Source organism: Rhodococcoides fascians A44A, from assembly GCF_000760735.1.
In the GTDB taxonomy this organism is placed as follows: domain Bacteria; phylum Actinomycetota; class Actinomycetes; order Mycobacteriales; family Mycobacteriaceae; genus Rhodococcoides; species Rhodococcoides fascians_E.
Genome location: NZ_JMEX01000008.1, coordinates 145,920 through 164,193, shown reverse-complemented (window position 1 = coordinate 164,193; position 18,274 = coordinate 145,920). Strand labels below are relative to the sequence as shown.

The window sequence follows — 18,274 nt, the reverse complement described above, 5'->3', positions numbered from 1 at the left end:
AGTATTGAAAGCATGAGCACTCTCTGCGGCAAGCCGGTGGCCGACGATCGCGCGCTCGTCATGGCGATCGTCAACCGCACTCCTGATTCCTTCTACGACAAGGGTGCGAACTTCACCGACGAGGCGGCGATGGCGTCGGTCCATCGCGCCGTCGCCGAGGGTGCCGACATGGTCGACATCGGCGGCGTCAAGGCGGGCCCGGGTGTGCTCGTCGACGCTGCCGAGGAGATCCGTCGCGTCGTTCCGTTCGTCGAGGCCATCCGCGGTGAGTACCCGGATCTGCTGATCAGTGTCGATACCTGGCGTAGCGACGTGGCGAGGCTCGCGTGCGGTGTCGGTGCCGATCTCATCAACGACACGTGGGCCGGGGCGGACCCTGGCCTCGTCGGGGTGGCCGCCGAGGAAGGCGTCGGCATTGTCTGCTCGCACACCGGAGGTGCCACACCGCGTACCCGACCACACCGTGTTCGCTATACCGATGTCGTTGCCGATGTCGTCGAGGAAGTGACAGCCGCGGCCGAGAAAGCTGTTGCCGCGGGTGTGCGTCGCGACTCGATTCTCGTCGATCCGACCCATGATTTCGGCAAGAACACCTTCCACGGGCTCGAGTTGTTGCGTCGCGTGGACGTTCTTGTAAACACCGGATGGCCAGTGCTCATGGCGCTGAGCAACAAGGATTTTATCGGGGAGACTCTAGGTGTAGAACTCGCCGACCGGTTGGAGGGAACATTGGCAGCGACAGCATTGGCCGCAGCAGGCGGCGCCCGAATGTTCCGGGTGCACGAGGTTGCGTCGACCAGAAGAGTCGTAGACATGGTTGCGGCGATACAGGGAAACAGGGCTCCGGTGCGGACCGTCAGGGGGCTGGCATGACGCTTGCGGACCGAACCACCGTCCTGGATTCATGGGCGGACACCAATACGTGGGACACCCCGTCGTGGTCCATCGCCGAACTCGAGGCAGCGAAGGCGGGCCGCACCGTCTCCGTCGTACTGCCTGCGCTCGACGAGGAAGACACCGTCGCGGCAGTAGTGGATACCATCCACCCGTTGCTCGGTGGTCTCGTCGACGAACTGATCGTCCTGGACTCCGGGTCGACCGACGCCACCGCCGAACGTGCCACGGCCGCCGGCGCACGAGTGATCAGTCGCGAGGAAGCAATTCCCGGACTCGACCCGGTCAAGGGCAAAGGTGAAGTGCTGTGGCGAGCGATCGCTGCCTCGACGGGTGATCTGATCGCGTTCGTCGACTCCGATCTGATCAACCCGGACCCGGCGTTCGTACCCAAGCTCCTCGGCCCCCTGCTGATGGGCGACGGTATCCATCTGGTGAAGGGCTACTACCGACGTCCGTTGCGCACCAGCGGCACCGAGGACGCCAACGGCGGTGGCAGGGTCACCGAACTGGTTGCCCGGCCGATGCTCGCCGCCATGCGCCCGGAGCTCACCGGCGTGATCCAACCGCTGGGCGGGGAGTACGCGGGAACGAGAGAACTCCTCTCCGCGGTGCCGTTCGCGCCCGGCTACGGCGTGGAGATCGGGCTGCTGCTCGACACCTACGACAAACTGGGACTCGGCGCGATCGGTCAGGTCAATCTCGGTGTCCGCAAACACCGCAACCGCCCGCTGGTGGAACTGGGCGCGATGAGCCGTCAGATCGTGGGCACCATGTTGAACCGCTGCGGCATGGTGGACTCGGGGGCCGGACTGATGCAGTTCCGCGTCGACGGAGATTCCTTCGTGCCGTTCTCCACCGAGGTGTCGCTGGCCGATCGACCCGCCATCAACACCTTGCACGTGTAACGCGCAGAACCGTTCGAGAGCAGGGCTGTGAGAAGATTCTGCGATGCTGACGCTTCTGCTGTACGTCGTCGTCATCGCGGTCATCGCAGCCCTGCTCTTCTTCGTCGCAAGTGCCGTGTTCGGTCGCGGTGAAGAGCTCGAACCATTGCCCGAGGGGACGACGGCCACCGTCCTACCTGCCGAGGGCGTGACCGGCGACGACGTGAAAGACCTCAAGTTCCAGCAGACGTTGCGTGGCTACAAGCCCAGCGAAGTCGACTGGGCCCTGGAACGACTCGCCGCGGAGATCGACCTGCTCCGGTCGCGCCTGGACGATACGACGAACGTGGACAAGTGACGGCCGTACCCGGCCCCGACGGCAAGCTGCGGTGCCCGTGGGGAGCAACCGACGACGAGCTGTACCGGACCTATCACGACACCGAATGGGGTCGTGAACTCCACGGCCGAGACGCCCTGTACGAACGATTGTGTCTCGAAGCGTTCCAGTCCGGATTGGCGTGGATCACGATCCTGCGCAAGCGCGAGAACTTCCGTCGCGCCTTCGCCGGATTCGATCCGGAGAAGGTCGCGGCATTCGGCGCCGCGGACACCGAGCGGCTGATGCAGGACAGTTCGATCGTGCGCAACCGCGCCAAGATCGACGCAGCCATCGGCAACGCGAGGGTGATCCTCGACCTGGACCCCGACCTCGATTCGCTGCTCTGGTCGTTCGCTCCGGCCCCGCGAGGACAGCGTCTCGATTCGATATCGGACGTACCTGCGGTGACCACCGAATCCACCGCGATGGCCAAGGAGCTCAAGCGTCGTGGGCTGCGGTTCTTCGGTCCGACCACGGCTTACGCATTGATGCAGGCCACCGGAATGGTCGACGATCACCTGACGGGATGTTGGGTGAAGTCCCCGAATACCGACTCCAGTTCCCGGTATCGGTCCCGATAGGGAAGAATGGAGCGCAAGAACCATTCTCGCTCACGGCGAGAACACTTTTTTGGCCGAAGCGCAGAGCTGGGTGGCGCAGATCTGGAGGGAGCAGAGGATGGCGGCGATGAAGCCCCGGACCGGGGACGGTCCCCTCGAAGCAACCAAAGAGGGACGAGGGATCGTGATGAGGGTGCCGCTCGAAGGCGGAGGACGCCTGGTCGTCGAGCTCACCCCTGACGAGGCAGCCGCCCTCGGTGAAGAGCTGAAAGGCGTCACCGGTTAACTGTTTTTCGTTTCTGTGCCCAGCCCCGCTTGCCGATTACGGCAGGTGGGGCTTAGTGGTGGTCGGGGTGCGCGGTAGGCGGGGTGTGTCGTGCTCGCCGACGTGATCGACCTGCTCGTCTGCCCGCACTGCGGCTCCGACCTCGACGTGGAGGACCGCACTCTCCTGTGCGATCGAGGGCATTCGTTCGACGTCGCACGTCAGGGATACGTCAGTCTCCAACCGGGCAGCGCAGGCAAGATCACCGGCGACTCACCGGACATGATCGCGGCCCGCACCGCGTTCCTGAGCACCGGCCACTTCGACCGGGTGACGGCGGCCCTCGTCGACGCGGTCGGTGCGTCTCGCACCGTGCTCGAGATCGGCGTCGGCAGCGGTCATTATCTGGCGGCCGTCCTCGATCGCACCGGTGGACGCGGAATCGGCATCGACGTGTCCAAGGCCGCGGCTCGTCGTGCGGCGCAGGCTCATCCCGCGATCGGGTCCGTGGTCGCCGACGTCTGGAACGGTCTACCCGTCCGTTCCGGCTCGCTCGACGCGATCATCTGTGTCTTCTCGCCGCGCAACGCCGCAGAATCCAGGCGGGTCCTCGCACCGGGAGGCAGGCTCGTCGTCGTCACCCCCACCGTCCGGCATCAACAGGAACTGATCGGCGAACTCGGCCTCATCGGCGTGGACGAGGACAAGGCCAGGCGGCTCGGTGATTCCCTGTCCGGAGGGTTCGACCAGGTGGACCGGACAGCCGTCGAATACCGCATGGAGCTCACCCACGCCGAGGTGGGCAGCCTCGTCGGGATGGGTCCGTCCGTTCGGCACACCACCGAAGCGGACAGGCGTGCCGCAATCGAATCCTTGTCCGAGCCGGTGGCCGTGACCGCGTCGGTCGTCGTCGGAACCTACGAGCGACGGGCGAGCGCCGCGGAGTAGACGTCCAGCGTCTGCTGAGCGATGGCCGCCCACGAGAATTCTGCGACGGCACGGGCACGACCCGCCTTGCCCATCGATGCCGCGAGCGTCGGATCCAGCGCGACCTCGTTGACCGTCCGGGCCAGAGCCTGCTCGAACGCCTGCGGTTCGTATGCGTTGTAGTGCACGAGGCGACCGGTGACACCGTCGTCGACGACCTCCGGGATGCCGCCGACGTCGGACGCGACCACCGCGGTTTCCGCTGCCATGGCCTCGAGGTTGACGATGCCCAGTGGCTCGTACACCGACGGGCAGACGAAAACCTGTGACGCAGAAAGTATTTCGCGGATCTTTTCGGTGGGAAGCATTTCGCGCACCCAGTGGACGCCGTCGCGCGCAGCGGACAGCTCGGCAACCGCACGTTCGGTCTCCGCGGCGATCTCCGGAGTATCGGGAGCGCCCGCGCAGAGCACCAGCTGAATCGACGGATCGAAATGGTGCGCGGCCGCGATCAGATGCCCGACGCCCTTCTGGCGCGTGATCCGCCCGACGAACGCGACGATCGGCCGATCCAGGTCGACACCGATGGCGTCCAACGCGGAATCCGACGGATCCGCGGCGGGTCCGGCGTGCCAGTTCTCGGTGTCTATTCCGTTGCGCACCACATGAACACGCTGCGGGTCCAGGCGCGGGTAGGCATCGAGGACGTCCTTGGCCATGCCCTCGCTGACGGCGATGACCGCGTCGGCGTACTCGACGGCATTGCGCTCGGACCACGACGAGATGCGGTAGCCGCCGCCCAGCTGCTCGGCCTTCCACGGACGGCGAGGCTCGAGCGAATGCGCGGTGAGGATGTGCGGAACGTCGTACAACTCCGCGGCCAGGTGGCCGGCGAGACCGGTGTACCAGGTGTGCGAGTGCACCACGTCCGCGTCGGCCGCGGCGTTCGCCATTCGCAGCTCCGCCGACAGGGTCGTCAGCGCCGCATTGGCGCCTTTCAGTGCCGGATCGGGATCATGGACGTGCGCGGTGTCCCGCGGCGCACCCATGCAGTGGATGTCGACCTCGCACAGCGCTTTCAGCTGCGCCGCGAGTTCGGTGACATGCACCCCGGCGCCTCCGTAGACCTCCGGCGGGTATTCCCTAGTCATCATCGCCACGCGCACATCTGTAAACCTACATTCCCGCGGTGAAACGCGTGTACTGCTAGCAAGCTTCACCCAGTGCGGATAGGTTGGCTTTGTGAGGACACAACCGCATGTTCTAGGGATCGTGCTTGCCGGCGGTGAGGGTAAGCGGCTCTACCCCATGACCGCGGACAGAGCAAAGCCAGCCGTACCGTTCGGCGGCGCCTACCGACTGATCGACTTCGTTCTGAGCAATCTCGTCAACGCCGGATACCTCCGGCTGTGCGTGCTGACCCAGTACAAGTCCCATTCACTGGACCGCCACATCTCCCAGACCTGGAGGCTGTCCGGATTCGCCGGCGAGTACATCACCCCGGTGCCGGCGCAGCAACGCCTCGGCCCACGCTGGTACACCGGCAGCGCCGACGCCATCTTCCAGTCGCTCAACCTCGTCTACGACGAAGACCCCGAGTACATAGTCGTTTTCGGTGCCGACCACGTCTACCGCATGGACCCCGAGCAGATGGTCCAGCAGCACATCGACTCCGGTGCAGGCGTCACCGTCGCCGGGATCAGGGTGCCGCGCAGCGAGGCCTTCGCGTTCGGATGCATCGACAGCGACGAGAACGGCAAGATAACCCAGTTCCTGGAAAAGCCCGCTCAGCCTCCGGGCACACCCGACGACCCCAACGTCACCTACGCATCGATGGGCAACTACGTCTTCACGACGAAAGTGCTGATCGACGCCATCAAAGCGGACTCGGAGAACTCCGACTCCGACCACGACATGGGCGGCGACATCATTCCCGCACTCGTCGAAGCCGGTGTCGCCTCGGTCTACGACTTCAACGACAACGTCGTACCCGGCGCCACCGAACGCGACCGCGGATACTGGCGCGACGTCGGAACCATCGACGCCTTCTACGACGCACACATGGACCTGGTGTCCGTGCACCCGATCTTCAACCTCTACAACCGCCGGTGGCCCATCCGCGGCGCCGCCGAGAACCTCCCACCCGCCAAGTTCGTGCAGGGCGGGCTCGCGCAGGAATCCGTCGTCGGCGCCGGATGCATTCTCTCGGCCGCGACCGTCCGCAATTCGGTACTCAGTTCCAACGTGATGATCGACGACGGTGCCACCGTCGAAGGCAGCGTCCTCATGCCAGGTGTACGCATCGGCAAGGGCGCAGTGGTTCGCCGGGCGATCCTGGACAAGAACGTCGTCGTCGGGCCCGGCGAAATCATCGGCGTCGACATGGAACGCGACAACGAACGCTTCAACGTCTCCGCAGGCGGCGTCGTCTCCGTCGGCAAGGGCGTCTGGATCTGACGGGAGTGGAGCCTGCGGAACGATCCGAGGTCAGCTGCGCGAAGCCCCGGGAGTGGAGTCTGCGGAGACCCGAGGTCAGCTGCGCGAAGCCCCGGGAGTGGAGCCTGCGAAATGACTCAAGGTCAGCTGCGCGAAGCCCCGGGAGTGGAGCTTGCGGAACGACCCGAGGTCAGCTGCGCGAAGCGCAGATCAGTCCGTCGCCGAGCGGAAGCAGGACGGTGGTGAGCCGTTCGTCCTCGGCGATGGCTCGGGCTGCTGCCCGGACTGCGACGGTGGTGGCGTCGCGCTGAGTCGAGTCCGGCACCCGGCCGTTCAGCAGTGCGTTGTGTAGCACCAGTACACCGCCGGGGCGTAGTAGTCGGACGCTCTCCTGAACGAAATGAAGGTGGTCGACGGGGCTGGCGTCGATGAACACGAGGTCGTAGGTGTCGTCGGCGAGGCGAGGGAGGACGTCGAGCGCCCACCCGTTGATCAATCGCGTACGTGACGGCGGGATACCTCCGGCTCGGAACGCTTCCTTGGCCGCGCGCTGGTATTCCGGTTCGGTGTCGATGGTCGTGAGTACGCCGTCCTCGCGCATCCCGTCGAGCAACCAGAGGCCGCTGATGCCGGCGCCGGTCCCGATCTCGACGACGGTCTTGGCGCCGAGCATCTGAGTGAAGATGCTGAGAATCGCGCCGACGGAGGCCGGCACGGGTGCTGCACCGAGGTCCTCGGCGCGTTCGCGGGCCGAGACGAGAACGTCGTCCTCCTGGGCGGATTCCTCGGCATACGACAGCAATCTCTCGGCATTAGTCGGCACCCTGCGACATTAACGTGACCCGGACGAATTTCCGAGCGGACAGGTTTCTCAGCGGCACCTCAGGTTATTCACACGTCGGCCACACGCGAGTGGGAGAAGCTACTTGTGATCGCTTGATCGACGAGCAACGCGAAACAGGAACATCCCGGCGGTGTCGCTGGTTGTACTGGTACGTGTTCCTGAGCAGGAGGATCCAGCCATCTACGAGATCAAAGAAGATCTAGACACCGCCGAACTGAGCGGCACCGCCGCTTTCGATGCCAGCGGCGAGGACGCCACCATGCCGTCCTGGGACGAACTGGTCCGTGAGCACGGTGACCGCGTCTACCGTCTTGCCTACCGGTTGTCCGGTAACGCCCAGGATGCCGAGGATCTGACGCAGGACACGTTCATCAGGGTGTTCCGTTCCTTGTCGAACTACCAGCCGGGAACGTTCGAGGGTTGGTTGCACCGCATCACCACCAACCTGTTTCTCGACATGGTCCGTCGACGCAACCGCATCCGCATGGAGGCGCTGCCCGAGGACTACGACCGTGTGCCGTCGGAGACACCCAACCCCGAGCAGATTTATCACGACGCCCGGCTGGATCCGGATCTTCAGTCCGCGCTCGACTCGTTGGCGCCCGAGTTCCGTGCAGCGATCGTGCTGTGCGACATCGAAGGCCTGTCCTACGAGGAGATCGGTGCGACACTGGGCGTCAAGCTCGGGACGGTGCGTAGTCGTATCCATCGTGGACGCGCGGCGCTACGGGAGTACCTTCGAGTGAACGGGAAGGTCGACACTTCTCACGCCAGTGTTCAGTAGCTACGAGGAGGGTTGGATGACGCAGGCCCGAGAGCCACGGCGGTTCAGCTCTACCGAACATCTGGCCAGCGAAGCGATCGCTGCATTCGCCGACGGTGAGCTGCGTATGAACGCGTACCTACGTGCTGCTCGGCACATTGCGGAGTGCCCGGAGTGCGCAGCCGAGGTCGATGCCCAGCAACAGGCGCGTAGCGCCCTGAAGGATTCGGGCGAGATGTCCATGCCCAACTCGTTGCTCGGTCTGCTCAGTCAGATCCCGATGTGCGAGCCGCCCGAGGTCAAAGCAGAGGTCGAGCGACGCCGACGCGTCATCGTGACGTCGGTCGTGAACCTTCGTCGCAGACGCCGTTAGGGTCGCCCTGTGTAATCTTGGCCGCTGTGACCGACGTGAGCGAGGGGTACCGGGAACGCGTGAGCACCAATACAGATCGCAGCACCGACACTGACCCGGAGGCGCCGCGGCTACCACCGCGTCCGGTCTACCGGCCGGAGGTCGATCCTGCCGCCACTGCCGCCTTCGGTCGGCCGAGCGACGTCCAAGGCTCCTTCACCCCCGCGGCACGACGCGGCGAACCGTCGCCCAGAATCACCTCGCGCGCGCCCGACCCTGTTCTCGCCGAGGCTTTCGGCAGGCCCACCGACGCGCAGGAATCGCTGCAGCGCGATCCTGAAGCTCCCACCGGCCCCCCGGAGGCAGAACCGGAACCCGAGGACCCGTGGCGCGACCCGAACTCCACCGTCAGGCTCGGCGCCGCAGCCGAGGACATCCCCGAGCCCGCAGTTCAACCCTTCGGCCCCAAGCTCGGTGTCCGTGAGGTTCTGTTCGGCGAGAAGGTCGCCCCGAAAGCTCTCGTCGTTCTCGGCGTCGTCGCACTGGCCATCGGTCTCGTCGGCGGCCTCATCGGGCGCGAAACAGCCGAGGTGACCGGAGCGTTGACCAGCCAGAAGGTGAATCTGACGCAGTCGACCGGCGAGGACTTGCCCCAAGGGCAGGTGGCACGCGTCGCCGACGCCGTCCTGCCGTCCGTGGTGTCCATTCAGGTCACGCTCGGCGAGAACGCAGGCACCGGATCCGGCGTCGTCATCGCCGGCGAGGGCTACATCGTCACCAACAACCACGTCATCTCGATGGCGGCCACCAACCCCGATCGCGCCACGCTGCAAGTGACGTTCTCCGACGGCACCAAGGTTCCCGCGGACATCGTCGGCCGCGACATCAAGACCGACCTCGCAGTGCTGAAGGCCGACGTCGGCAACCTCACCGTGGCCGAGCTCGGCAACTCCGCCGACGTCCAGGTGGGGGAGGACGTCGTCGCCGTCGGCTCGCCGCTCGGCCTGAACAAGACCGTCACACGCGGCATCGTCAGTGCACTCGACCGGCCCGTTCGACTGTCCGGCGAAGGCACCGACACCGACGCCGTCATCGACGCAGTGCAGACCGACGCCGCGATCAACCCGGGTAACTCCGGAGGACCACTGATCGACGCCGAAGGCCGCGTCATCGGCATCAACTCGGCTATCCGCAGCGAGAGCGGCGGATCGGTCGGCCTCGGTTTCGCCATCCCCATCGACGACGTCACCGAGGTAGCTCAATCGCTGATCCGGACCGGCGAGATGAAACACCCGGACATCGGCATCAACGCTCGATCGGTGATCAACGACGCAACATCCGGTGCCGAAGTGGCGAACGTGCGTGCGGGAGGGCCGGCACAGGAAGCCGGAATCGTCGAGGGCGACGTCATCACAAAGGTCGGTGACCGCGCTGTGACCAGTGCCGATGAGTTGGTCGTTGCCGTTCAATCGAGCGAAATCGGCCAGTCGACGCCTGTTCAGCTGGTCCGGTCCGGCAGACTCGTCGATGTGTCGGTCACCCCGGTTTCGGACTAGGCTGGCAGGCGTGTTCGGCAACATCGGCTGGGGAGAGCTCGTCATTCTCCTGGTAGCAGCACTCGTCATCCTCGGTCCAGACCGGCTGCCCGGCGCCATCAGCTGGGTCACCAAGTCCATCCGCCAGGTCAAGGAATACGCCAACGGCGCAAGCCAGCAACTCAAGGACGAGCTGGGCACCGACTTCGAGGACCTGCGCAAGCCCCTCGCCGACCTCAATCAGCTCCGCGGCATGACGCCCCGCGCTGTCATCACCAAACACCTGCTCGACGGTGACGACTCCATCTTCACCGGCAACTTCGACTCCAAGAAGCCGAACGGCAGCTCCAACGGAACCCCGAACACCCCCGCCAAGCCGTCGCTCGAGAAGAAACTGCCCGCAGGCCAGACCCCGCCCATCGACTCCGACGCCACGTAGCGCTCTTAGCGTCACAGCATGAAGGCGCCACCGCAGTGCACTGGATCCCGTGGGTCGGACAGCTGCGGTGGCGCCTTCATGCTGTGGGTCGAGCCTTACAGCACCTTGTTCAGGAAGTCCTGGGTCCGAGGGTTCTGCGGATTGCCGAAGAGCTGATCCGGGGTTCCTTCTTCGACGATGACGCCGTCGGCCATGAAGATGACTCGGTCCGAGACCTCGCGGGCGAAGCCCATTTCGTGGGTGACGACGACCATTGTCATTCCGCCCTTGGCGAGGTCCCGCAGAACCTGCAGTACTTCGCCGACCATTTCGGGGTCGAGTGCCGAGGTGGCTTCGTCGAACAGCATGATCGACGGGCTCATCGCGAGTGCTCGGGCGATGGCGACGCGCTGCTTCTGACCGCCGGAGAGGCTCGCGGGCTTGTAGTCCGCGCGCTCGGACAGTCCGACCTGCTCGAGCAGTTTCAGTGCCGTGTCCTTGGCCTCGGACTTCGACATCTTCTTCGTCTCGACGGGTGCGAGCATGACGTTCTCGAGTGCCGTCATGTGCGGGAAGAGGTTGAAGTGCTGGAACACCATGCCGATGTTCTGGCGAATCTTGTCGAGATTGACGTTCTTGTCGGTCAGGTCGACGCCGTCGACGACGACGTGGCCGCCGGTGATGTCCTCGAGCTTGTTGAGGCATCGCAGGAAGGTGCTCTTACCGGATCCTGACGGTCCGATGACGCAGACGACCTCGCCGTTGGCGATCTCGGCGTCGATTCCCTTGAGGACCTTGTTGTCGCCGAATGCCTTCTCCAGCGCCTTGATCGAAATCTTGGTGCTCACTTGTTGATCCTCTTCTCGAGCCGGTTCGACAGCTTGGTGAGTGCCATGATGATGATGAAGTACATGACGCCGATGATCAGCCACATGTTGAACGACTCGAAGTTGCGGGCGATGATCAGTCGGCCTGTCTGGGTCAGCTCGGCCAGGCCGATGACCGACAGCAACGAGGTGTCCTTCAACGTGATGACGAACTGGTTGATGTACGACGGAATCATCGTGCGGATGGCCTGCGGCATGACGACGCGGCGCATCGACTTGAGGTAGCTGATCCCGAGGCTTCGCGACGCTTCCATCTGGCCCTTGTCGACGGCGAGGATTCCGCCTCGGACGATCTCGGCCATGTAGGCGCCCGCGTTGAGCGACAGCGTGATGATGCCGGCGGTGAATGCGGACATCTGGAAGTTCAGTGCCGCAGGGACACCGAAGTAGATGAAGAATGCCTGCACCAGCAGCGGTGTGCCGCGGAAGATGTCGACGTACGTCGTGCCGATTCCTCGGAGCACGATGTTGGACGAGACACGGAACAGGCCGAAGATCGCGCCGAGAACCAGAGCGATCGCGATGGAGATGACGGTGAGAACGACCGTCAGCCACAGACCTTTGAGCAGCAACTGCCAGCTGCTCTTGATCAGACCGGGGATCGAGTTGTCCGACGTCGACGCTTCCGCGCTGAGGTAGGTGTCGAGAATGTCGTCGTACTGCCCGCTCTCACGCAGGTTCGCGAGCCCGGTGTTGAACTGCTCGAGCAACTGCGCGTTGGTGCCCTTGGCGACGGCGAAGCCGTAACTTGCTCCGGCTTCCTTGTCGGTGACGGTCTTGAATCCGTTGCCCTGGTTGATGCCGTAGGCGAGAACGGGGTAGTCCTCGAAGGCGGCGGCGGAATTGCCGGTACGCACTTCCTCGAACATCGTCGCCGAGTCGTCGAAACTACGGATCGTGAAGCCGTACTGGTCTGCGATGGAGTCCGCGAACGTCGCGCCCTCGGTGCCGTTCTTGACGGCGACGGACTTCCCGCGCAGGTCTTCGTAGCTCTCGATGTCGTTGTTGGACTCCAGAATTGCCATCTGGACACCTGAATCGAAGTACGGGTCCGAGAAGTCGAACGTCGCCTTTCGTGCGTCGGTGATGGACATTCCGGCGATCATTCCGTTGAACTGACCGCTCGTGACGCCTTGCAGGGCGGTGTCGAAGCCGACCTGCTCCACGTTGTAGGTGAAGCCCTGGTCCGCGGCGATCGCTGCCAGGAGGTCCATGTCGATTCCGACGAGTTTGCCCTGCTCGTCCTGGAACTCGAAGGGAGCGAACGTGGTATCGGTTGCGATGGAGTAGTTCTGTCCGGACGGCGGTGGCTGCTGCGCCGACGCCAGGGCCGGACCGAACAGCGACCCCACCAGGGTCACGAAAAGGGCGAGCACGATCGGTACCAGTACCGTCCGACTCGATTGCGGCTTCTTCATGCAGGCCACTCTCTATCGAAGAAAAGGATTCTCACCAAAGTGTAAGACTTGGCGAATTCTAAGACTCCAACCCTCGACAGGTGTGCATTCGGGTGGTATCAGGCCCTTCGGGTGGTGTCGATGCTCAGCGACATTCCGACGAGCCCGCGCTCCCGCACTGCGAGTTGCTTGGCCACCGCTTCCAACGCCTGCGCGGCCGGAGTCTCGGGCTGCGCCAACACGATCGGAGTGCCGGCGTCGCCACCCTCACGGACTGCAGTGTCGAGTGGAATCTGGCCCAGCAGAGGCACTTTCGCGCCCACGGCTTTGGTCAGCCGATCCGAGACATCCTGGCCGCCGCCGGATCCGAAAATGTCCATGCGGGTGCCGTCGGGCAGCTCGAGCCAGGACATGTTCTCCACGACTCCGGCGATGCGCTGACGGGTCTGCAGAGCGATGGCGCCTGCGCGTTCGGCGACCTCGGCGGCAGCCTGCTGCGGCGTCGTCACGACGAGGATCTCGGCGCCGGGAATCAACTGAGCCACGGAGATGGCGATGTCTCCGGTGCCGGGCGGAAGGTCGAGGAGCAGCACGTCGAGGTCGCCCCAGAACACGTCCGCGAGGAACTGCTGCAACGCGCGGTGCAGCATCGGTCCACGCCACACGACGGGCGTGTTGCCCGAGGTGAACTGCGCGATGGAGATGAACTTCACGCCGTGTGCCTGCGGCGGCATGATCATCTTCTCCACTTGAGTGGGTTTGGCGTCGTTGCCCAGCATGCGGGGGACCGAGTGACCGTAGATGTCGGCGTCGAGCACACCCACCGACAGACCACGCTTGGCCAGCGATGCGGCGAGGTTGACCGTCACCGACGACTTCCCGACGCCGCCCTTGCCCGACGCGACGGCGTACACACGCGTCAGCGAGCCGGGTTGAGCGAACGGGATGGTCGGTTCCGCGGAATCGCCGCGTAGAGACTTGCGGAGTTCGGTGCGCTGCTCGTCGTTCATGACGTCGAGTTCGACGGTGATGGTGCCGACTCCCGCGACATCGGCGACGGCTTTGGTGACGCGGTCGCTGATCTCCGATTTCATCGGGCAACCGGCAGTGGTGAGGTAGATCCCGACGTCGACGGATCCTCCGTCGCCGATGGTGACACCCTTGACCATTCCCAGGTCGGTGATGGGTTTGCGAATTTCCGGATCGATGACTTTCGAGAGCGCGCTTCGAACGTCGGATTCCGTCAGTACTGCCATGAGCTCATGCTAGTGGGGCGGGAGTGGAGCCTGCGGAATGACCCGGGGGAGGCGGGAGTGGAGCCTGCGGAATGACCCTTAGTGGATGCGCGGGAGCTGGTCGGAGGTGGGGACGATGCCGGTGGCGTAGCCGGTGGACCAGGCGAGGACGTTGGCGACGTAGGCCATGGAGTTGTTGTAGCGCAGGATGGCTTTGGTGGTCTGTCCGAGGTCGCGGAGGTTCAGGCCGCCGTCGCACAGGTAGTCGCCGGTGGCGAGGGCTGCGTCGTAGAGGTTCTGTGGGTCGGAGATGCCGTCGCCGTTGCCGTCGGCTTTGTAGCGGTTCCATGTTTCGGGGAGGAACTGCATCGGTCCGACTGCGCGGTCGAAGTTGGGGTCGCCGTCGAGTGCGCCGCCGTCGGTGTCGGCGATGACGTTGTTGCCGGCGAGTGATCCGTCGAGGCGGGGGCCGAGGATGGGCTCGAGCAGCTGGCCGAGGTCGTCGGCTTTGCCGTTATTGGCGTGGGTGGATTCGACGCGGCCGATGCCGGCGATGATGGTCCAGCTGATTCCGCAGCCGGGCTGGGTTTCGGCGAGAATCCGCTCGGCGTTCTTGTAGGCGGAGACGTTGACCGTCGGGATTGCGATGGGGCTGGCGGCGAGGCTCGTCGGCAGCTCGGGAGTCGGCGGGATCTCCGGCGCGGGCGCCGGGACGGGTGCTGCCTGCGGGACGGGTGCCTCGGCTGCGGCGACGGGCTGTGCCTCGGTGTCATCCGCGATGGGGGCGGGTGTTTCCACGACGGGCTCGGCTTCCTGCGCCGTGGAGGTGGTCGTCATGAAGGGGATGTACTCGGCCGCGCCTGCGCTGGTGGCGGCGGTGATGAGTCCTGCGGGGACGAGACCCGTCAGAGCAATCACCGAATTCCGGCGTACGTTGGAATTCGATGCTTTTCTGTGACGTCCCACGCGTCGGTACCTCCTGATCGTTTGCGAACCGGAGTCGAGGGTACCTGATTCGAGATCGTTCCGTTACACGGCCGTTATCAAGCGGCCCGGGCGGAACTAGTCCACGTCGAACGGGGCGTCGTTCTCCGGCGCCGGACCGTCCTCACGCTTGCGTGGGCTTTGCTTCTTCCGTGACTTCTTCGGCGCCGTGGACGGCTCGCCGCCCATCTGTTCCAGCAACTCGCGGATCTCGTCGAGTTCACGCCGCAGGTAATCACGAGTCGCGACCTCACCGACGGCGATACGCAGCGACGCCAGCTCGCGGGCAAGAAACTCGGTGTCCGCCTTCGTCTGCTGTGCCCGGGCACGATCTTCTTCCAGCGAAACCCGGTCGCGATCGTCCTGACGGTTCTGCGCGAGAAGGATCAGCGGAGCCGCGTACGCAGCCTGCGTCGAGAACGCGAGGTTCAACAGAATGAACGGATACGGGTCCCACTGAAGTGCGACGACGGCGACGTTCAGAAAGATCCAGACGATGACGATGATCGTCTGAATCGCCAGGTACCGTCCGGTGCCGAGGAAGCGGGCGGCGCGCTCTCCCGAGCTGCCGAGGTCGACGTCGAGATGCCAGTTGAACAGCCGCGAGCCCTGCGGTGTGTCCATGCGCTGCCGAGCGGTTTCCTTCACTGTCCTGCCACCTCCTGATCACGCCAGTCCTCGGGAAGAAGATGGTCGAGAACGTCGTCCACTGTCACTGCTCCGACCAGGTGATCTTCGTCGTCCACCACCGGCCCGCACACCAAGTTGTACGTCGCGAAATATCGGGTGACGGCCGTCAGGCTGTCATCCGGCGACAACTTGGGCAGCGCCTTGTCGATCACGCCGCCGACCAGGCTCGCCGGCGGCTCGCGGAGCAGTTGCTGCAGGTGAACACACCCGAGGTACGCGCCCGTCGGAGTTGCCGTCGGCGGGCGAACCACGAACACCAGCGAGGACAGCGCGGGCGTCAGATCCGGGTTACGTACCCGGGCGAGAGCCTCGGCCACCGTCGTCGATGCGTTCAACACCACCGGTTCGGTGGTCATCAGACCACCGGCAGTGTCCGGTGAGTGTTCGAGAAGGCGCCGGACAGGAGCGGAGTCCTCCGGGTCCATCAGACGGAGCAGCGACTCCGCCTCGGGCTCGGGCAGTTCACCCAGAAGGTCGGCTGCGTCGTCGGGGTCCATCGCCTCGAGCACGTCGGCGCCGCGTTCGACACCGAGGTAGTGCATCAGTTCGACCTGATCGTCGTCGGGAAGTTCCTGCACGACGTCGGCGAGCCGCTCGTCGTCGAGGGCGTGTGCCACCTCCATCCGTCGTTTCACCGGCAGCTCACGCATCGCGTTGGCCACGTCGGCAGCCCGGAGATCCTCGAACTGCATCAACAGCTGCGCGACGCCTTGGCCGGGGAGGGACAGCTCGTTCTGGGTCAGGCCCTGGACGTGTTGCCAGTCCACGACATGGATTGCACCTCGGCGCGCGAGCCTGCCGCGGCTGCGCCGGACCGCGACCCGAGCGACCAGCCAGTCACGGGTTCGAGTCAGTTCGATGCCGAGGTCGACGACGATGGAATCGGCGTCGTGCAGCTCTTCGAGTTCCGGGTCGTCGACGCGAACCTTGGAGTCGAGAATCTGCGCGAACACGAGGATTTCGTTGGCTCGCTGCGAGAATCTGCGCAGACTCACGTTGCCGGTGTTGAGCTGAACGGAGTTGGGTTCGATGCTGGTGACGCGCAGCATCGGCACGAAAATTCTTCGGCGCGTCGCGAGTTCGACGACCAGGCCGAGTACTCGGGGTTGGGCGCGGCCGACGCGCATGGTGATGACGAGATCGCGGACGCGGCCGATCGATTCGCCGTCGGGGCCGAGCACGACCAGACCCGCGAGCCTGGCTGCGAATAGCTTGCTCAGTGCTGCCATGATGGAAAGGTTAGAGCGTGACAGTACGAACCGGAGAATCGACAGCCGGTGAACAAGCAGGGAGCGATGAGGCTCGAATGAGCTCGGTGAAGCAAGACCGTCCCCGCCGATCCGTACTCGCGGTTCCCGGCAGTTCCGCGAAGATGATCGAAAAGGCCAAAGGACTGAAGGCCGACGCGATCTTCCTCGATCTCGAGGACGCAGTCGCCCCGATCGCCAAGGTGGAGGCGCGCGGACGCATCGTCGAAGCGCTCCGGTCCGACGGATGGGGAGACCAACTGAAGGTCGTCCGCGTCAACGACTGGACGACGCCCTGGACCTACGGCGACGTCATCGACGTCGTCTCCGGTGCAGGTTCTCGGTTGGATGCGATCCTGCTTCCGAAGGTCGAGACCGCAGCGCACGTCGAAGCACTGGATCTGCTTCTGACCCAGGTCGAGAAGACGAGCGGACTCGAGGTCGGCGCCATTGGAATCGAACCGCAGATCGAAAGTGCTCGCAGCCTGCGCAACATCGACGAGATCGCCACGGCCAGTCCCCGTGTGCAGACTCTCGTGTTCGGTCCCGCGGATCTGATGGCCAGCGTGAACATGCGCACCCTCGTCGTCGGCGAACAGCCGGAGGGGTACGACACCGGTGACGCCTACCACCACATCCTGATGACCATTCTGCTCGCCGCGCGGACCCACGGACTGCAGGCGATCGATGGTCCGTACCTCCAGATCCGAGATCTAGACGCGTTCCGCCGCGCCGCGGGCCGCACGGCCGGTCTCGGCTTCGACGGCAAGTGGGTACTGCATCCCACCCAGATCGATGCCGCCAACGAAATCTTCTCGCCCCGGCAGGCCGATTTCGACAAAGCCGAGAACATTCTCGAGGCGTACGAATTTCATACCTCCGAGGCCGGTGGTGGCCGCGGTGCGGTGATGCTCGGAGACGAGATGATCGACGAGGCGTCGAGAAAGATGGCCCTGGTGGTCAGTGCGAAAGGGCGCGCGGCAGGAATGCTGCGTAGTGAAGTAACACAAAGTGCAGATTCGGGCACAATAGAGCAATGACGAATCCACTTTCGCAGCCCGGCCGCCCAGGTCAGGGTCTTCCGACTCCGCCGTCCGGGTGGCCGATCGGTTCCTACCCGACGTACGCCGAAGCGCAGAAGGCCGTCGACTACCTCTCCGACCAGGAGTTCTCGGTTCAGGACGTCACCATCGTCGGCGTCGACCTCATGCAGGTCGAGCGTGTTCTCGGTCGGTTGACGTGGCCGAAAGTCATTGGCGGAGGCGTCGTCTCGGGCGCCTGGCTCGGACTGTTCCTCGGCCTGGTGCTTGGTATCTTCACCAACGGCAACATTCTCGGGGCGTTGATCATCGGCATCGTCGGCGGCGTCATCTTCGGATTGATCTCCGCGGCCATTCCGTACGCGGCCACCAAGGGCCAGCGAGATTTCGCGTCGAGCATGCAGTTGGTCGCCGGTCGGTACGACGTGTTGTGCGAGCCCAAGAGTGCGGAGAAAGCACGCGATCTGCTCGCGCGTCTCGCGCTCTGACACGTTCGTCGAGACGGCAGGTTACGGAATAGTTCCAATATCCCTA

Annotated in this window: 21 protein-coding genes; 13 read left to right on the top strand and 8 right to left on the bottom strand. The window is 64.6% G+C overall.

Annotated features, from left to right (window positions below; genetic code table 11):
- Positions 1 to 12 precede the first annotated feature (12 nt).
- The 6 genes from folP (at position 13) to BH95_RS12930 (ending at position 3,933) form a co-directional block, all read left to right on the top strand.
- A complete protein-coding gene (gene folP, locus BH95_RS12955; protein ID WP_019665394.1) occupies positions 13 to 873 on the top strand; it encodes a dihydropteroate synthase in 861 nt (286 codons plus the stop codon).
- Positions 870 to 1,802, top strand: a complete 933-nt coding sequence (locus tag BH95_RS12950; RefSeq protein WP_019665393.1) for a glucosyl-3-phosphoglycerate synthase — start codon at positions 870 to 872, stop codon at positions 1,800 to 1,802. Before folP ends, BH95_RS12950 begins: the two co-directional genes overlap by 4 nt.
- A 43-nt stretch (positions 1,803 to 1,845) precedes the next feature.
- A complete protein-coding gene (locus BH95_RS12945) occupies positions 1,846 to 2,139 on the top strand; it encodes a DivIVA domain-containing protein (RefSeq protein ID WP_019665392.1) in 294 nt (97 codons plus the stop codon).
- Entirely contained in the window at positions 2,136 to 2,741 is a 606-nt protein-coding gene (locus BH95_RS12940) for a DNA-3-methyladenine glycosylase I (protein ID WP_037141227.1), read from the top strand. Before BH95_RS12945 ends, BH95_RS12940 begins: the two co-directional genes overlap by 4 nt.
- A 97-nt stretch (positions 2,742 to 2,838) precedes the next feature.
- Positions 2,839 to 3,006 carry a DUF3117 domain-containing protein gene (locus tag BH95_RS12935; protein WP_068369835.1) on the top strand — a complete coding sequence of 56 codons (168 nt, stop codon included), beginning with the start codon at positions 2,839 to 2,841 and terminating at the stop codon, positions 3,004 to 3,006.
- A gap of 90 nt (positions 3,007 to 3,096) precedes the next feature.
- Positions 3,097 to 3,933, top strand: coding sequence for a methyltransferase domain-containing protein (locus BH95_RS12930; protein ID WP_037182640.1), 837 nt, complete (start codon positions 3,097 to 3,099; stop codon positions 3,931 to 3,933).
- Here BH95_RS12930 and glgA read toward each other — a convergent pair.
- A complete protein-coding gene (gene glgA / locus BH95_RS12925; protein ID WP_026347837.1) occupies positions 3,903 to 5,078 on the bottom strand; it encodes a glycogen synthase in 1,176 nt (391 codons plus the stop codon). The two genes, BH95_RS12930 and glgA, sit on opposite strands and share 31 nt — an antisense overlap.
- Before the next feature lie 76 nt (positions 5,079 to 5,154).
- Between glgA and glgC the strand changes: the two genes are divergently transcribed.
- The gene (gene glgC, locus BH95_RS12920; protein ID WP_026347836.1) at positions 5,155 to 6,369 is read left to right on the top strand and encodes a glucose-1-phosphate adenylyltransferase; all 1,215 of its coding nucleotides are present in this window, start codon (positions 5,155 to 5,157) and stop codon (positions 6,367 to 6,369) included.
- 169 nt (positions 6,370 to 6,538) lie between these two features.
- Here the strand turns inward: glgC and BH95_RS12915 are convergent, their stop codons facing one another.
- On the bottom strand, positions 6,539 to 7,171 hold the full coding sequence (locus BH95_RS12915; protein WP_026347835.1) for an O-methyltransferase: 633 nt from the start codon (positions 7,169 to 7,171) through the stop codon (positions 6,539 to 6,541).
- 199 nt (positions 7,172 to 7,370) lie between these two features.
- Here BH95_RS12915 and sigE point away from each other — a divergent pair, with 199 nt between their 5' ends.
- Genes sigE through tatB form a run of 4 tightly spaced genes read left to right on the top strand, consistent with a single transcriptional unit; the run spans position 7,371 to position 10,281 of the window.
- Complete coding sequence (gene sigE, locus BH95_RS12910; protein WP_026347834.1) at positions 7,371 to 7,976, top strand: RNA polymerase sigma factor SigE; 606 nt, start codon at positions 7,371 to 7,373, stop codon at positions 7,974 to 7,976.
- Positions 7,977 to 7,992: 16 nt separating this feature from the next.
- Entirely contained in the window at positions 7,993 to 8,328 is a 336-nt protein-coding gene (locus BH95_RS12905) for a hypothetical protein (RefSeq protein WP_033188102.1), read from the top strand.
- 59 nt (positions 8,329 to 8,387) lie between these two features.
- Positions 8,388 to 9,863 (top strand): S1C family serine protease, encoded by a 1,476-nt coding sequence (locus BH95_RS12900; RefSeq protein ID WP_196806923.1) that lies wholly within the window; start codon positions 8,388 to 8,390, stop codon positions 9,861 to 9,863.
- A 10-nt stretch (positions 9,864 to 9,873) separates the two neighbouring features.
- Positions 9,874 to 10,281 (top strand): Sec-independent protein translocase protein TatB, encoded by a 408-nt coding sequence (gene tatB, locus BH95_RS12895; RefSeq protein WP_019665382.1) that lies wholly within the window; start codon positions 9,874 to 9,876, stop codon positions 10,279 to 10,281.
- A gap of 95 nt (positions 10,282 to 10,376) precedes the next feature.
- On the opposite strand, the gene BH95_RS12890 is transcribed toward tatB, so the two are convergent.
- The 6 genes from BH95_RS12890 to BH95_RS12865 all read right to left on the bottom strand — a co-directional run bounded on the left by BH95_RS12890 (position 10,377) and on the right by BH95_RS12865 (position 16,682).
- Positions 10,377 to 11,108: an amino acid ABC transporter ATP-binding protein gene (locus BH95_RS12890; protein ID WP_019665381.1), complete on the bottom strand. Its 732-nt coding sequence runs from the start codon at positions 11,106 to 11,108 to the stop codon at positions 10,377 to 10,379.
- Positions 11,105 to 12,565 carry an amino acid ABC transporter substrate-binding protein/permease gene (locus tag BH95_RS12885; protein ID WP_020113422.1) on the bottom strand — a complete coding sequence of 487 codons (1,461 nt, stop codon included), beginning with the start codon at positions 12,563 to 12,565 and terminating at the stop codon, positions 11,105 to 11,107. The genes BH95_RS12890 and BH95_RS12885 overlap by 4 nt, the downstream gene beginning before the upstream one ends.
- 98 nt (positions 12,566 to 12,663) lie before the next feature.
- The gene (locus BH95_RS12880) at positions 12,664 to 13,800 is read right to left on the bottom strand and encodes an Mrp/NBP35 family ATP-binding protein (protein WP_037182638.1); all 1,137 of its coding nucleotides are present in this window, start codon (positions 13,798 to 13,800) and stop codon (positions 12,664 to 12,666) included.
- Positions 13,801 to 13,878: 78 nt separating this feature from the next.
- Entirely contained in the window at positions 13,879 to 14,745 is an 867-nt protein-coding gene (locus tag BH95_RS12875) for a lytic transglycosylase domain-containing protein (protein WP_027499054.1), read from the bottom strand.
- A gap of 96 nt (positions 14,746 to 14,841) precedes the next feature.
- A complete protein-coding gene (locus BH95_RS12870) occupies positions 14,842 to 15,387 on the bottom strand; it encodes a DUF1003 domain-containing protein (RefSeq protein ID WP_052060192.1) in 546 nt (181 codons plus the stop codon).
- Between the two features lie 20 nt (positions 15,388 to 15,407).
- On the bottom strand, positions 15,408 to 16,682 hold the full coding sequence (locus BH95_RS12865; protein ID WP_037141232.1) for a magnesium transporter MgtE N-terminal domain-containing protein: 1,275 nt from the start codon (positions 16,680 to 16,682) through the stop codon (positions 15,408 to 15,410).
- Between the two features lie 77 nt (positions 16,683 to 16,759).
- Between BH95_RS12865 and BH95_RS12860 the strand changes: the two genes are divergently transcribed.
- Positions 16,760 to 17,740: an HpcH/HpaI aldolase/citrate lyase family protein gene (locus BH95_RS12860; RefSeq protein WP_019665375.1), complete on the top strand. Its 981-nt coding sequence runs from the start codon at positions 16,760 to 16,762 to the stop codon at positions 17,738 to 17,740.
- The gene (locus BH95_RS12855; protein WP_019665374.1) at positions 17,737 to 18,228 is read left to right on the top strand and encodes a general stress protein; all 492 of its coding nucleotides are present in this window, start codon (positions 17,737 to 17,739) and stop codon (positions 18,226 to 18,228) included. The genes BH95_RS12860 and BH95_RS12855 overlap by 4 nt, the downstream gene beginning before the upstream one ends.
- Positions 18,229 to 18,274: the final 46 nt, after the last annotated feature.

What these genes read in the sequence shown, in the direction of transcription:
- folP (WP_019665394.1), top strand. Translation starts at nt 13, where the DNA reads ATGAGCACTCTCTGCGGCAAGCCGGTGGCCGACGATCGCGCGCTCGTC.
- BH95_RS12950 (WP_019665393.1), top strand. Translation starts at nt 870, where the DNA reads ATGACGCTTGCGGACCGAACCACCGTCCTGGATTCATGGGCGGACACC.
- BH95_RS12945 (WP_019665392.1), top strand. Translation starts at nt 1,846, where the DNA reads ATGCTGACGCTTCTGCTGTACGTCGTCGTCATCGCGGTCATCGCAGCC.
- BH95_RS12935 (WP_068369835.1), top strand. Translation starts at nt 2,839, where the DNA reads ATGGCGGCGATGAAGCCCCGGACCGGGGACGGTCCCCTCGAAGCAACC.
- BH95_RS12905 (WP_033188102.1), top strand. Translation starts at nt 7,993, where the DNA reads ATGACGCAGGCCCGAGAGCCACGGCGGTTCAGCTCTACCGAACATCTG.
- BH95_RS12885 (WP_020113422.1), bottom strand. Translation starts at nt 12,565, where the DNA reads ATGAAGAAGCCGCAATCGAGTCGGACGGTACTGGTACCGATCGTGCTC.
- BH95_RS12880 (WP_037182638.1), bottom strand. Translation starts at nt 13,800, where the DNA reads ATGGCAGTACTGACGGAATCCGACGTTCGAAGCGCGCTCTCGAAAGTC.
- BH95_RS12870 (WP_052060192.1), bottom strand. Translation starts at nt 15,387, where the DNA reads ATGGACACACCGCAGGGCTCGCGGCTGTTCAACTGGCATCTCGACGTC.
- BH95_RS12865 (WP_037141232.1), bottom strand. Translation starts at nt 16,682, where the DNA reads ATGGCAGCACTGAGCAAGCTATTCGCAGCCAGGCTCGCGGGTCTGGTC.
- BH95_RS12860 (WP_019665375.1), top strand. Translation starts at nt 16,760, where the DNA reads ATGAGCTCGGTGAAGCAAGACCGTCCCCGCCGATCCGTACTCGCGGTT.
- BH95_RS12855 (WP_019665374.1), top strand. Translation starts at nt 17,737, where the DNA reads ATGACGAATCCACTTTCGCAGCCCGGCCGCCCAGGTCAGGGTCTTCCG.